Origin of the sequence: Mycolicibacter hiberniae (genome assembly GCF_010729485.1) — a bacterium.
GTDB lineage: Bacteria > Actinomycetota > Actinomycetes > Mycobacteriales > Mycobacteriaceae > Mycobacterium > Mycobacterium hiberniae.
Genome location: NZ_AP022609.1, coordinates 4,254,713 through 4,268,428 on the forward strand (window position 1 = coordinate 4,254,713; position 13,716 = coordinate 4,268,428).

Here is a 13,716-nt window from a genome sequence, read left to right on the forward strand (position 1 = left end):
TTGCAGGTTACAGATTGGCGAAGCAGGGGTCATCCGACCGCGGGATGGGGGCGTTGCGGGTGGAGAACCGCGCCACCACCCCGGTGTCGGTGACTTCAATGCCGTCGGCGCGCAGCCCGAGCGGATAGCGCTTCGTCAACTCCTTGGCGAACCGGTCCAATTCGGGCTGCAGCGACTCCCGCGGCAGGGTCAGCGCGCCCAGGCCGGTCAGCTTCTGCACCCGCAGGGACAGGCCCCCGTCGACGACCTCGGGTTTGACCACGACGCTGGCCAGCCCGAAAGCGCCCTTGAGCTCGACCGTGCCGTCCTGCGGGTTGGTCTTGAGGTCCGACACCAGGTTGCCCAGGACCGGCACCATGTTCTGCACGGTCTCCTTGATGCCGGCAGCCGGCCAGGTCAGCGTGGCCTGCAGCGAACCGATAGTGCCCTTGGAGTCAGCAGTGCCGTGCAGGTCGACGTCGGAGATGTTGATCTCGGCCGTCATCTGTTTGGCGTCTTTGACCTGGTTGCCGGCGGTGCGGATGGAGATGTTGGTGTAGTTGCCGGTGATGTGCTGCCACAGGAACGGCGGCGTCACCCCGAACGAGGCACTGGCCTTGTCGTTCACCACGCATTCGGTCGCCTTGGCCACCTTGCTGTCGCCGATACGGCGGGCGATCAGCTCGGCGCCGATCAACCCGGCCAGCGCCAGGGCGATCACCGTGACCAGGATCAGAACCAGCGCCAGCGGGTCGCGCAGGATCGACGCCGACCGCGGCGCAGTCTCGATCGCGGTGGTGGGCGCCTCACCGGCGGCCGCCGGCTGTGCGGACGGTGCAACGGGCTCCTGCGGGGGCCGCGGCGCCTGTGGCGGCGCCGCGGGAATCTGGGTGGTGGGTTCCTCGCGAGTGCCCGCCGGCATCTGCCGGGTGGGCGACGCGGAGGGCTCCGGCGGGCGCTGGGGAGCGCTGCCGTGCGGATCGGGCTGGCCGGTGGGGCGAGCCCACGGTGACTCGCCGTGGGGAGGTCCGGACGGGTTGCTCACCCGCGTGATTCTGCCTTACCGACGTGAACGAAGTCGGCGCGATTGCCCAACACGGCCAGCGCGCGACGGGCGGCGGCGACCGCCTCGAGGTCGATGTCGCAGACCAGTAGCTGCGGCGATGCACCGGCAGCGGCCACCACTTCGCCCCACGGCGAGGTGACCAGGCTGTGTCCCACACCGGTGGGTGCGCCCGAGGGATCCGCCGGAACGCCGGGGTCGGCCTGCCCCACCGCGAGCACGTAGCTGGTCGAATCCAACGCGCGGGCGCGGGCCAGCAGTTCCCACTGGGACAGTTTCCCGGGCCCGGAGCCCCAGGAGGCGCAGACCGCGATCAGCTGGGCGCCGCGGTCGGCGAGCTCGGTGTAGAGCGCCGGAAACCGGATGTCGTAGCAGGTCGACAGCCCGACGCCGATCCCGTCGACCTCGATCACCACCGGCTCGGACCCCGGCGCAACCGTGCGCGATTCGGTGAAACCGAAAGCGTCGTACAGGTGGATCTTGTGATAGTGGGCGTCGGTTCCCGGGCCGACGGCCAGCAGCGTGTTGGCCACCCGGCCGTCATCGGCGGGAGTGAACATCCCGGCAACGATGGTGATCCCGGTCCGCGCGGCGACCCCGCGAACCGCCGTCGCCCAGGGCCCGTCGAGCGGTTCGGCGACCGGGCCCAGCGGCACCCCGAACCGGCACATGGTCGCCTCGGGGAACACCACCAACGAGGCCCCCTGCGCCGCCGCCCGCTCGGCGTAGTCGCTCACCAGCGCCAGATTGGCGGCCGGATCGGTGCCGCTGAGTATCTGCGCACAGGCAATCCGCATGGCTCCACCCTAGGGCGTCGGCCCGGCACCGCCCTGCTGCAGCCACGCCACGGTGAACCGCTGCTCGGCGGTCATCAACTCGGCCAGCTGCCCGCCGATGAAACGTTCGATCTTTCCGCCGACCAGCGGGATGTCGACCTGCACCGTCGCAGTCAGCCGCAACTCGCTGCCTCCGGTGGCCGACACCAGGCTCGCGTCGCCGGACAGCTTCGCCGGGGCGCCGACGATCTTGCCGGTCACCTGGGCGCGGGTGCGGCCGTCGCGCACCGGCTGCCATGTCTCGCGCCGCGCCACGTCCAGGTGGCCGTGGTGGAACTGCGCCGCCAACGCGGGCAACTTGTGCCGGTGGATGCTTTGCGTGGTGGCGATCTCGACGCCGCCGTCGGAGCCGACGACCATCGATTCCAGCTTCACCGCATCGGCTCCCGAGTCGGCCAGCCGGGCCCGCCAGTAGCGCTCGTCGGCGAATGCGGCATACACCTGCTCGACGCTTGCCGGGTAGTGCTCGGAGAGCGTGAATGTACGCGGCATAGCTGGTCACGCTACCGTTACCGGCCGTGGGCGGTTCCGAGTTCGCGGGCGCGCGTGTCGCCGAGCAGGTGCCGCTGGCACCGTTGACCACCCTGCGGGTGGGACCGGTCGCCCGCCGGGTCATCACCTGCACCGAGACCGAGCAGATCGTCGCAACGCTGACCGAGCTCGACGCCGCCGGTGACCGCCCGCTGCTGCTGGCGGGGGGCTCCAACGTGCTGATCGCCGACGATCTGGCGGACCTGACCGTTGTCCTGCTGGCCAACGCCGGCATCACCGTCGAGGGCAGTCTGCTGCGAGCCCAAGCCGGCGCGGTCTGGGACGACGTCGTCGCGCGCGCGGTGGCAGCTCAGCTGGGCGGGCTGGAGTGCCTGTCGGGTATCCCGGGCTCGGCCGGTGCCACCCCGGTGCAGAACGTGGGCGCTTACGGGGTGGAGGTCGCCGACCGCCTGACCCGGGTTCTGCTGCTGGACCGGCGCACCGGTCAGGTGCGCTGGACGCCGGCCGGCGAGTTGGAGCTCGGGTACCGCACCAGCGTGCTCAAGCGCTCCCCCGAAGATCGGGCAGCGGTGGTGCTGGAGGTGGAGTTCGAACTGGATCCGACCGGGCGCAGCGCGCCGCTGCGCTACGGCGAGCTGAGCGCCGCACTGCACGCCGCCGACGGCGAGAGCCGAGACCCGGCGGCGGTGCGCGCCGCGGTATTGGCGCTGCGCGCGGCGAAAGGCATGGTGCTCGACGCCGATGATCACGACACCTGGAGTGTCGGTTCGTTTTTCACCAACCCGGTGGTGTCCGGGGATTTCTACCGCAGCCTGGCCGATCGCCTCGGTGGCCCGGTGCCGCATTGGGACGCTCAGGGTGGCGTGAAACTGGCGGCCGGCTGGCTGGTCGAGCGGTCCGGTTTCGGCAAGGGCTACCCGGGTCCGGGTGCGCCCGCGCGGCTGTCGGGCAAGCATGCGTTGGCTCTGACCAACCGGGGCAGTGCCACCTCCGCCGACATCCTGAGCCTGGCCCGCACCGTGCGAGACGGGGTCTATGAGGCGTTCGGCATCACGCTGCACCCCGAGCCGGTGCTCGTGGGGTGCACGCTGTAAGTCCCGGGTGTAATCAGCATCGCAGGTGGTCAGGCCCCCGGGCCGGTATCTTGGGATGCCGTGGACCTGAACCGGCGACACGCATTGGCGGCGCTGGCTGCCGGGGTGCTGGCGCCGGCCGCGCTGGCCGGATGCACAAGCCGGTCCGGTAAGAACGCCGGGAACGCGCCGCCGGCGGAGCCCACCCTGACCTTCGAGCCCGCGCTGGACGACGGCGCGGTGACCGATGTGCTGCCCACCGCCGAGGTCGGCGCCTCGGTCCGCGACGGCTGGTTTCAGCGGGTGACCCTGACCAGCCCGGCCGGGAAGGTGCTGGCCGGAACGTTCAACCGGGAACGCACCCGCTACAGCATCACCGAACCGCTCGGCTACGACTCCGTCTACACCTGGAGCGGGTCGGTGGTGGGCCACGACGGCAAGGCGGTGCCGGTCAGCGGCAGGATCACCACCGTTGCGCCCACCACCGTCATCGACGGGGGCTTTCAGTTAGCCGATGGGCAGACGGTCGGAGTGGCCGCGCCGGTGATCTTGCAGTTCGACGCTCCGATCGCCGACAAGGCAGCCGTCGAGCGGGCACTGACCGTCGTCACCGAGCCCCCGGTGGAGGGCGGTTGGGCCTGGCTTCCCGACGAGGTGCAGGGGGCCCGGGTGCACTGGCGCAGCCGCGACTACCTGCCGACCGGAACCACCGTCCATGTCAGCGCCAAGCTGTACGGCCTCGCGTTCGGCGAGGGCGCCTACGGCGCGCAGGACATGTCCCTGGACTTCTCGATCGGGCGGCGCCAAGTGGTGCGGGCCGAGGTCTCCTCGCACCGCATCCAGGTGATCCGCGACGAGGGCGTGATCATGGATTTCCCCTGCAGCTACGGCCAGGCCGACAAGCCCCGCAACATCACCCGTAACGGCATCCACGTGGTCACCGAGAAGTACGCGGACTTCTACATGTCCAATCCGGCCGCCGGTTACAACAACATCCACGAGCGCTGGGCGGTTCGGATCTCCAACAACGGGGAGTTCATCCACGCCAACCCGGCCAGTGCGGGCGCCCAGGGCAACACCAACGTGACCAACGGCTGTATCAACCTGTCGACCGAGGATGCCGAGCAGTACTTCTACAGCGCCGTCTACGGCGACCCGGTCGAGGTGACCGGCAGCTCGATCCAGCTCTCTTACGCCGACGGGGATATCTGGGACTGGGCCGTGGACTGGGACACCTGGGTTTCGATGTCTGCGTTGTCGGCCGCCGAGCCGGGCCGGCCCACGCTGCCCAGTACGGCGCCGGCCACCCCGACCGACGCGCCGACGCTGTCGGGCACGCCGACGACCACGCGGGCCGCTACTCCGGCACCCGGCGGCTAGCGAGGCTCGACGCAGGAGAGGCGAAGCTGGGCCGCCGCATCAGACCCGGCGGCTAGCGAGGCTCGACGCAGGAGAGGCGAAGCTGGGCCGCCGCATCAGACCCGGCGGCTAGCGAGGCTCGACGCAGGAGAGGCGAAGCTGGGCCGCCGCATCAGACCCGGCGGCTAGCCCGGGTCGCCGACGCCTGGTCGCGCGGGCGGATGACGATCTGATCGAGGTCGACGTGCGGCGGCCGGGAGGCCACGAACCCGATCACCTCGGCGATGTCGGCGGCGCTCAGCGGGGTCAGACCGGAATAGACGGCGTCGGCGCGCTCGCGATCGCCGTCAAAGCGCACCAGGGAGAACTCGGTGTCCACCATGCCGGGCGCGATTTCGGTGAGCCGCACCGGTTTTCCCAGCAGCTCGCCGCGCAGCGTGCGGTGCAGCGCGCTCTGGGCGTGTTTGGCCGAGGTATAGCCGGCGCCGCCGTCGTAGATCTCGAAGGCGGCGATCGAGGTCACGGTGACCACCAGGCCGTCGCCGGAGGCGACGAGGTGGGGCAGCAACGCACGCGTCACGTGCAGGGTGCCCAGCACATTGGTCTCCCACATCCAGCGCCAATGCTCGAGGTCGGCCTGCTCCACCGGAGCCAGGCCTTTGGCGCCGCCGGCGTTGTTGACCAGTACGTTGATCGACCCCGACAGCGAATCGCAGAGGTGTTCGCAGATCTGGGCCAGGGCGGCCACCGCGCCCGGGTCAGTGACATCCGTCACCACCGCGGTGCCGCCGATCTCCTCGGCCAGTGCGGCGATCCGCTCCTCGCGCCGCGCGGCGACGACCACGTGAAAGCCCTGTCCGGCAAGAACTTTCGCGGTTGCCTCGCCGATACCCGAGCTGGCTCCGGTCACCACGGCAATACGACGGTCGCCTGCGAGTGTCTTCATCGCACCAACCTTAGTGACCGTGATAGATTCTCAGCTATGTCTCGCAGTGCCCGCTTTCTGACAGCGGTCTGTCTGGTCGCCCACGGCGCGTGTTGTCGCGCTTGTTGCTGCGCCTGACCTGCTGCGAGTAGCGCTCCTTGGGAGAGTCCGCCGGGTCGAAGGCGCAAACGGCCCTGATTCGGATTTTTCTTTCAGACAAGGACACCCCTCGTGCGCACTACCGTTCTCACCGCTCACCTTCCCAGCCACCGGCCCGCGCGGACCCGCTCTCATCCGCGGGTGCTGGCTCCGGCCCTGCAGTTGGCCGACAGTGCGGGTGCTGAGGTCTTCGCTGCGGTGCGCCAGCATGGCCCGGTCGCCCGAGAGGCCATTGCCGGCGCCACCTCGCTGAGCGTCGCCACGGTCAACCGGCAGGTCAGCGCCCTGCTGGAGGCCGGTCTGCTGCTGGAGCGCGCCGACCTGGCCACCTCCGGTGCCATCGGAAGGCCGCGCCGGCCGGTGGTGGTCAACCACGAGCCGTTCCTCACGCTGGGTCTGCACATCGGGGCCAAGACCACCAGCATCGTGGCCACCGACCTGCTAGGCCGGACTCTCGACGTCGTCGAGACCCCGACGCCCAACAACGGGTCGGCGCGCGCACTGGCCTCGCTGGCCGCCAGCGCCAGCCGGTATCTGACCCGCTGGCAGAAGCGTCGCCCGCTGTGGGTGGGGGTGGCGATCGGTGGCGCGGTCGACGGCGCCACCGGCCACGTCGATCACCCGCGGCTGGGCTGGACCGCCGCGCCGGTGGGACCGGTGCTGGCCGAGGAACTGGGGCTGCCGGTGTCGGTGGCCTCCCATGTCGACGCGATGGCCGGAGCGGAGCTGCTCTTCGGCGGGCGGCGGTCCACGTCGAACAGCACCACCAGCCTCTATGTCTACGCCCGGGAAACGGTCGGCTACGCCCTGGTGATCGGCGGCCGGGTGCACAGCCCGGCCAGCGGCCCCGGCACCATCGCCGGCCTGCCGGCCTTCTCGGAGCTGCTCGGGGGAACAGGGCATCTGGAGACCACCGTCAGCGACGAGGCGGTGCTGGCTGCGGCTCGCCGGCTGCGGCTGCTGCCGGAAGGCAGCGGCGCCGTCTCGGCGGCGGTGACGACGCTGGTGCGCGAGGCGCGCGGCGGCGACGAGCGGGCAGCGGCGCTGCTGTCCGAGCGCGCCCGCGTCCTGGGTGAAGCGGTGGCGATGCTGCGCGACGTACTCAACCCCGACGACCTGGTGGTCGGTGGACAGGGATTCACCGAGTACCCGGAGGGTGTGGCCGAGGTGGAACGGGCGTTTCGGCAGCGCTCGGTGCTGCCGCCGCGCAGCATCCGGGTCACGGCGTTCGGCAACCGGGTGCAGGAGGCCGGCGCGGGCACAGTGGCCCTGGGCGGGCTCTACGCCGATCCGGTCGGCGCGATGCGCCGCTCCCGCGGACCGGTCGCCCGCGTGGTCCCCGAAGTGTCCGCCTGACCGAACCTGTCAAGATGACTGGGTGGGGTACGGGGTTGGAGGCGTCAGATCCGATGTGCACCGGGTAGCGCTGCTGTCGGTCCACACCTCGCCGCTGGCCCAGCCCGGCACCGGCGATGCGGGCGGCATGAACGTCTACGTCCTGCAAAGCGCCCTGCATCTGGCGCGGCGCGGAGTGGCCGTCGAAGTGTTCACCCGGGCCACGTCATCGGCGGACCCGCCGGTGCAGCATGTCGCGCCCGGGGTGCTGGTACGCAACGTGGTGGCCGGGCCGTTCGAGGGCCTGGACAAGAACGACCTGCCTACCCAGCTGTGTGCGTTCGCCGCCGGGGTGCTGCGCGCCGAGGCCGCCCACGAGGCCGGCTATTACGACGTCGTGCATTCGCACTATTGGCTCTCCGGTCAGGTGGGCTGGCTGGCCGCCGACCGCTGGGCGGTCCCGCTGGTGCACACCGCGCACACCCTGGCCGGAGTCAAGAACGCCGCCCTGGCTGCCGGAGACGCCCCCGAGCCACCGCTGCGCGCGGTCGGTGAACAGCAGGTCGTCGACGCCGCGGACCGGCTGATCGTCAACACCGAAGACGAAGCACGCCAACTCGTGGCATTACACGACGCCGACCCGCGCCGCATCGACGTGGCGCACCCGGGGGTGGATCTGGACGTGTTCCGGCCCGGGGACAGGCGGGCGGCCCGACAGGCGCTGGGGTTGCCGGCCGACGAACCGATCGTGGCGTTCGTCGGACGCATTCAGCCGCTCAAGGCGCCCGACATCTTGTTGCGGGCCGCCGCGAAGCTGCCGGGGATGCGGGCGGTGGTGGCCGGCGGCCCCTCGGGGAGCATCGGGCTGGCGGAACCGGGCAGCCTGGTTGGGCTGGCCGCCGAACTGGGTATCGATGACCGGGTGACATTCCTGCCGCCGCAGTCCCGTGACGATCTGGCGAACCTGTTCCGGGCAGCCGACCTGGTGGCGGTGCCCAGTTACTCCGAATCCTTCGGCCTGGTGGCGCTGGAGGCGCAGGCGTGCGGCACACCGGTGGTCGCCGCGAAAGTGGGTGGCTTGCCGGTGGCGGTCCGAGACGGCGTCACCGGCCGACTGGTCGACGGGCACGACATCGATGCCTGGGCGGCCGCGCTCGACGAGCTGCTGCGGCTGGGCAGCGGCCCCCGCGGCTGGGCGATGCGGCGGGAGGCGGTCGAGCACGCGGCGCAATTCTCCTGGGAGCGCACCGTAGACGCCCAGCTGGCCAGCTACTCCCAGGCCATCGAAGACTTCGCATCCGCGCGGGGTGCGCGGATGCGAGTGCTCACCTCGGCGCGACGCGCCCGCCGCTGGCCGATACGGCGGGGAGCGCGCGCGTGAACCGCGACGAAGTCCAGGAGCTCGTCGAGACCACCCTGCGGGCGGCGGAGCTGACCTACACCCCGACCCCGGGCTCGCACGGTGGGCTGCCGGGCCTGGTCGTGGAACTGCCCGGCGAGCGCAAGCTCAAGACCAACACCATCCTCAGCGTGGGAGAGCACTCGGTGCGGGTCGAGGCGTTCGTCTGCCGCAATCCCGACGAGAATCACGCGGGGGTGTACCGGTATCTGCTCAAGCGCAACCGGCGGCTCTACGGGGTTGCCTACACGCTGGACAACGTCGGCGACATCTACCTGGTCGGCCGGATGTCCCTGAGTTCGGTGACCGCCGAGGAGATCGACCGGGTGCTCGGACAGGTGCTCGAAGCCGTCGACTTCGACTTCAACACCCTGCTGGAGCTGGGCTTTGCCACCTCGATCCAGAAGGAATGGGAGTGGCGGGTGTCCACCGGCCAGTCCCTGAAGAACCTGCGGGCGTTCGAGCATTTGATCGAGCCGGGCAGCTGACCGTCAGCCGCGCGGCGGCCCCGCGCCGACGGCCGACTCCAACTCGCTCAGGGCGCGCCCGGTTCGCGACACCATGGTTGCGATATCGGGCATCACATCGCTGTCGGCGACATAGCCGATCCCGATGCGATCGGCATAGGAGCACACCGTGACGTTGAGCGTCTGGCCGTCGAAGACCGCCGACACCGGATAGATCTCTTCGACATGTGCACCGTTCCAGTACATTTCAGCACCCGGACCGGGCACGCTGGACATCGGAAGGTTGTATCCGGTGCTGATCCGCGGGCCGGCCGGTACGAGGGCCTGCACGATTGTCGAGGCGATGCTGGGTGCAGCCAGCGACAGTGATCCCGCGGAGCCATACCGGGCGACGTAGCGCTTTCCGCCGACCATCGACCGGTGCACCCGCCGCAGTCGTTTCAGCGGGTCGGCGAGGTCGGTGCCCATCGGGCATAACCATGCGCCGAAGCGGTTGCCGGCGCCGTTGTTTGCCGGGTCATGGGCGCGGACGCTGATGGGACAGAACGCAACCAGCGATCGCCTCGGCAGGTCGCCGTGATCGCTGAGCCAGTCGCGCAGCGCCCCGCCGACAACCGCGGTGGCGACATCGTGGGCCGTGGTGCCGGTGATCTCCTGCACCGCCCGGATCCGGCTCTTGGCCCAACTGGCGGCGATGACGCCGCGGTGGGGTCCCAGCCGCGTGTTGAATGGTGTGAACGGGGCGCCCACCGCCGGGACGGTGGCGCGGCCGGTGACCATCGCCAGTGCTGCGCACGCCTGGCTTTCGGGGATGCGTGCCAAGGCGGTGATGCCGGAGCCGGCCAGGCCGGCCAGCCGCCGCAGCGGTGCCGACAGGTCCCATCGGGCACCGGCGGTTGCCGGCGGGTGGTCTCGTTCGGCATAGAACGGCGGCATTGCGCGCCGATCAGGATCTGTGCTCAGGGCACTGCCGATCAGCCGCATCCCCGCGACCCCGTCCACCATGACGTGCTGGGCCTTGACGTAGAAGGCGAGTCGGCCGTCGGCGAGCCCGTCGATCAGAAACGCTGCCCACATCGGCCGCGACCGGTCCAGCCTCTGCGCGTGCAGCGTGCCGATCAGCTGCCAGAGTTCGGCGCTGCCGCTGCCGTCCGGCAGGGTGCGTCGCGTGAGGTGGCGCCCCACGTCGAGGTCACGTTCTTCGCGCCAGACCCACAGACCGCCGGTACCCGGGCTCCGGTGCGGAACGCGGCGGAACAGCCGATCGACGACGACCGGTTGGGCCAACGTCTGGTGGTAGAGCCGGTCGGCGAAGTGTTCGCCGGAGTTTCGCGGCGGCGCGAGAATCATCACCGCGCCGATATTGATCGGGTGCAGCAGCGCATCCCCGGTGATCATCGCCGCGTCGAGCAGGCGCATCCCGTTCATGGCTCACCTCGCCCCGACGGCCCGTCGCGCTGCGGGCCGGCGGCGCGGGAATCTCAGGCCACCCCATGACGCTATCGCCGCGGGCAGCGCTGCGGCAGGGTCATTGGCCTCAGCAGCGGTGGGCCAATGGCAGGCAAACCAGCCGCCCGCGGACTCGATCGGACCGAGGCCACCGGTGGGTTGCCCGACGCCGCCCCGGCTTGTCCGGCGGGGCCGCCGTGAGACACTGACGCCCATGTCTGACACTGCCACTCTGGTGCTGCTGCGCCACGGGGAAAGCGAATGGAACGCCAGCAACCAGTTCACCGGCTGGATGGACGTCAACCTGACCGACAAGGGCCGCGCTGAGGCGGTTCGCGCCGGTGAGTTGCTGGTCGAGCACGAGCTGCTGCCGGACGTGCTCTACACCTCGCTGCTGCGACGGGCGATCACCACCGCGAACCTGGCGCTGGACGCCGCGGGCCGGCACTGGATTCCGGTGCACCGCACGTGGCGGCTCAACGAGCGTCACTACGGCGCGCTGCAGGGCCTGGACAAGGCCGCCACCAAGGCCCGCTACGGCGACGATCAGTTCATGACGTGGCGGCGCAGCTACGACACCCCGCCGCCGCCGATCGAGGCCGGCAGCCGGTACAGCCAGGACACCGACCCCCGCTACGCCGACATCGGCGGCGGGCCGCTGACCGAATGCCTGGCCGATGTGGTGGCCCGCTTCCTGCCCTATTTCACCGATGTCGTGATCCCGGACCTGCGGTGCGGCAAGACGGTGCTGATCGCCGCGCACGGCAACTCCTTGCGGGCGCTGGTGAAGTACCTCGACGGCATGTCGGATGAGGCGGTGGTCGGCCTGAACATTCCCACCGGTATCCCGCTGCGCTACGACCTGGACGCCGACCTGCGGCCGAAGGTCGCCGGCGGCGTCTACCTGGACCCCGAGGCGGCGGCCGCCGGTGCCGCGGCGGTGGCCAGTCAGGGCGCCAAGTAGCGGACGTGGGCCGGTCCGGCGTGAATACGGGGTGGAGAACGGGTGAAATCTTCGCGTTGAATTCACGTTCCGCGCACGTCGGAGTCGAACGGCAGTCAACTGAGGGGCGCAGACTGCGTACGATTTGGCCGTGGCTGCGACCTCAGCGCTGACGCTCGCTGCAGCGTCGGCGATTCCTGCGCTCGTTGCGGGGGTGGCCGCCGGCGTATGGCTCACGCCGCGGCTGGCCGAGCGGCGCCGCCGGGCCGCCACCGAACGGTCCGGGATCACCGTCGCGGAGATGTTGCAGCAGATCGTCTCGCATGCCTCGCTGGGGATTGTGGTGGTCGACTCCCACCGTGACGTGGTCTATCTCAACGAGCGCGCCACCCAGCTCGGTGTGGTGCACGGCAGGCTGCTCGACGACGAGGCCTGGGCCGCGGCCCAACGTGCACTGGCCGGGGAGGAAGACGTCGTCTTCGACCTGTCGGTGGCAAAACGGGCGCCCGGTGCCACGCGGGCGGACCTGTCGGCGGTGCGCGGTTACGCGCGGCTGCTATCGCAGGAGGACCGCCGGTTCGCGGTGGTGATCGTCGACGACCAGTCCGAGCAGGCCCGGATGGAAGCCAGCCGCCGCGACTTCGTGGCCAATGTCAGCCATGAACTCAAGACCCCGGTGGGGGCCATGGGCCTGCTCGCCGAGGCGTTGCTGGCCTCGGCCGATGACCCCGAGGCGGTTCGGCCGTTCGCGGAGCGGGTGCTGATGGAGGCGAACCGGCTGGCCAGCATGATCGGTGAACTGATCGAGCTGTCCCGGCTCCAGGGCGCCGACCCGTTGCCGAATCTGGGTGTCGTCGATGTCGACGCGGTGGTCAACGAGGCGATCTCCCGTCACAAGGTGGCCGCCGACAACGCCGAGATCACGATCACCACCGACGCCCCGAGCGGTTTTCGGGTGCTCGGCGACGAACCGCTGCTGGTCACCGCGCTGGCCAACCTGGTGTCCAACGCGATCGCCTACTCACCGCACGGTTCCCCGGTCTCGATCAGCCGGCGCCGCCGGGACGGCTTCATCGAGATCGCCGTGACCGACCGAGGAATCGGCATTGCGCCCAAGGATCAGCTTCGGGTGTTCGAACGGTTCTTCCGCAGCGACAAGGCGCGCTCGCGGGCCACCGGTGGCAGCGGGCTGGGGTTGGCGATCGTCAAACACGTCGCGGCCAACCACAACGGCACCATCACGCTGTGGAGCCAGCCGGGCACCGGATCGACGTTCACCTTGGCGATTCCCGAATGCCAGGGCAGTGTGGACCACGAGTAGAAGGAGTAGTCATGACACGCGCTGTCGACCGCCTCGAGCGCAGCGATGAACAGGAGCACTGCCGATGACACACGTCTTGATCGTCGAGGACGAGGAATCACTGGCCGATCCATTGGCATTCCTGCTGCGTAAAGAGGGGTTTGAGGCAACCGTGGTGGGCGACGGGGCCGCGGCCCTGGCCGAATTCGAGCGGATCGGCGCCGACATCGTGCTGCTGGATCTCATGCTTCCGGGGATGTCGGGTACCGACGTGTGCAAGCAACTGCGTGCGCGTTCCAGCGTCCCGGTGATTATGGTCACGGCCCGTGACAGCGAAATCGACAAGGTCGTGGGCCTGGAACTGGGTGCCGACGACTACGTGACGAAGCCCTATTCGGCCCGCGAACTGATCGCGCGGATCCGTGCGGTGCTGCGCCGCGGCGGCGACGACGAAAGCGGCGTCGGGGAGGGTGTCCTGGAGTCCGGCCCGGTGCGCATGGACGTCGAGCGGCATGTGGTGATGGTCAACGGCCAACAGATCACTTTGCCACTCAAAGAGTTCGACCTGCTCGAATATCTGATGCGCAACACCGGCCGGGTACTGACCCGCGGCCAGTTGATCGACCGGGTCTGGGGCGCTGACTACGTGGGCGACACCAAGACGCTCGATGTCCACGTCAAACGACTTCGGTCCAAGATCGAGGCCGATCCCGCCAACCCGGTGCACCTGGTGACCGTTCGCGGGCTCGGTTACAAGCTAGAGGGCTGAACCAGCACCTATTGCGTCCGCAGGGTCTCCGACTTGCTCAGCGGGGCTCTCGTCGCCGAAGATCACGGGGCTGGACGTCCGGCTTCTTAAGGTAACCTTAATCAAGGTTGGCTATGAAAGCTTTGGGCCCCATCTAGAACCCATCTTCGTCAGGGATACGGGAGACGC

Annotated in this window: 13 protein-coding genes; 8 read left to right on the forward strand and 5 right to left on the reverse strand. The window is 69.8% G+C overall.

Going from position 1 to position 13,716, the window contains the following annotated elements:
- Window positions 1–7 precede the first annotated feature (7 nt).
- Genes G6N14_RS19860 through G6N14_RS19870 form a run of 3 tightly spaced genes read right to left on the reverse strand, consistent with a single transcriptional unit; the run spans window position 8 to window position 2,370 of the window.
- Window positions 8–1,024, reverse strand: coding sequence for an LmeA family phospholipid-binding protein (locus tag G6N14_RS19860; protein WP_165756893.1), 1,017 nt, complete (start codon window positions 1,022–1,024; stop codon window positions 8–10).
- A complete protein-coding gene (locus tag G6N14_RS19865; RefSeq protein ID WP_085136516.1) occupies window positions 1,021–1,839 on the reverse strand; it encodes a carbon-nitrogen hydrolase family protein in 819 nt (272 codons plus the stop codon). The genes G6N14_RS19860 and G6N14_RS19865 overlap by 4 nt, the downstream gene beginning before the upstream one ends.
- Window positions 1,840–1,848: 9 nt before the next feature.
- Window positions 1,849–2,370, reverse strand: a complete 522-nt coding sequence (locus tag G6N14_RS19870; protein ID WP_085136517.1) for a DUF2505 domain-containing protein — start codon at window positions 2,368–2,370, stop codon at window positions 1,849–1,851.
- 26 nt (window positions 2,371–2,396) lie between these two features.
- On the opposite strand from G6N14_RS19870, the gene G6N14_RS19875 reads away from it, so the two are divergent.
- Both G6N14_RS19875 and G6N14_RS19880 read left to right on the forward strand, forming a co-directional pair.
- A complete protein-coding gene (locus tag G6N14_RS19875) occupies window positions 2,397–3,464 on the forward strand; it encodes a UDP-N-acetylmuramate dehydrogenase (RefSeq protein WP_085136519.1) in 1,068 nt (355 codons plus the stop codon).
- A 12-nt stretch (window positions 3,465–3,476) separates the two neighbouring features.
- On the forward strand, window positions 3,477–4,823 hold the full coding sequence (locus tag G6N14_RS19880; RefSeq protein ID WP_179960906.1) for a L,D-transpeptidase: 1,347 nt from the start codon (window positions 3,477–3,479) through the stop codon (window positions 4,821–4,823).
- 151 nt (window positions 4,824–4,974) lie between these two features.
- Here G6N14_RS19880 and G6N14_RS19885 read toward each other — a convergent pair whose 3' ends face one another.
- Entirely contained in the window at window positions 4,975–5,748 is a 774-nt protein-coding gene (locus tag G6N14_RS19885) for an SDR family oxidoreductase (RefSeq protein ID WP_085136521.1), read from the reverse strand.
- Between the two features lie 210 nt (window positions 5,749–5,958).
- Between G6N14_RS19885 and G6N14_RS19890 the strand changes: the two genes are divergently transcribed.
- The 3 genes from G6N14_RS19890 to G6N14_RS19900 are packed head-to-tail and all read left to right on the forward strand — an operon-like array spanning window position 5,959 to window position 9,108.
- A complete protein-coding gene (locus G6N14_RS19890; protein WP_085136523.1) occupies window positions 5,959–7,242 on the forward strand; it encodes an ROK family protein in 1,284 nt (427 codons plus the stop codon).
- A 22-nt stretch (window positions 7,243–7,264) separates the two neighbouring features.
- On the forward strand, window positions 7,265–8,602 hold the full coding sequence (gene mshA / locus G6N14_RS19895; protein WP_234808971.1) for a D-inositol-3-phosphate glycosyltransferase: 1,338 nt from the start codon (window positions 7,265–7,267) through the stop codon (window positions 8,600–8,602).
- A complete protein-coding gene (locus tag G6N14_RS19900) occupies window positions 8,599–9,108 on the forward strand; it encodes a type III secretion system chaperone family protein (protein WP_085136525.1) in 510 nt (169 codons plus the stop codon). The genes mshA and G6N14_RS19900 overlap by 4 nt, the downstream gene beginning before the upstream one ends.
- A 3-nt stretch (window positions 9,109–9,111) precedes the next feature.
- On the opposite strand, the gene G6N14_RS19905 is transcribed toward G6N14_RS19900, so the two are convergent.
- A complete protein-coding gene (locus G6N14_RS19905) occupies window positions 9,112–10,515 on the reverse strand; it encodes a wax ester/triacylglycerol synthase family O-acyltransferase (RefSeq protein ID WP_085136526.1) in 1,404 nt (467 codons plus the stop codon).
- A 235-nt stretch (window positions 10,516–10,750) separates the two neighbouring features.
- On the opposite strand from G6N14_RS19905, the gene G6N14_RS19910 reads away from it, so the two are divergent.
- The 3 genes from G6N14_RS19910 to G6N14_RS19920 all read left to right on the forward strand — a co-directional run bounded on the left by G6N14_RS19910 (window position 10,751) and on the right by G6N14_RS19920 (window position 13,548).
- Window positions 10,751–11,500: a phosphoglyceromutase gene (locus G6N14_RS19910; RefSeq protein WP_085127627.1), complete on the forward strand. Its 750-nt coding sequence runs from the start codon at window positions 10,751–10,753 to the stop codon at window positions 11,498–11,500.
- Window positions 11,501–11,630: 130 nt separating this feature from the next.
- Window positions 11,631–12,800: a sensor histidine kinase gene (locus G6N14_RS19915; protein WP_085136528.1), complete on the forward strand. Its 1,170-nt coding sequence runs from the start codon at window positions 11,631–11,633 to the stop codon at window positions 12,798–12,800.
- 64 nt (window positions 12,801–12,864) lie between these two features.
- Window positions 12,865–13,548, forward strand: coding sequence for a winged helix-turn-helix domain-containing protein (locus tag G6N14_RS19920; protein WP_046317457.1), 684 nt, complete (start codon window positions 12,865–12,867; stop codon window positions 13,546–13,548).
- Window positions 13,549–13,716 lie beyond the last annotated feature (168 nt).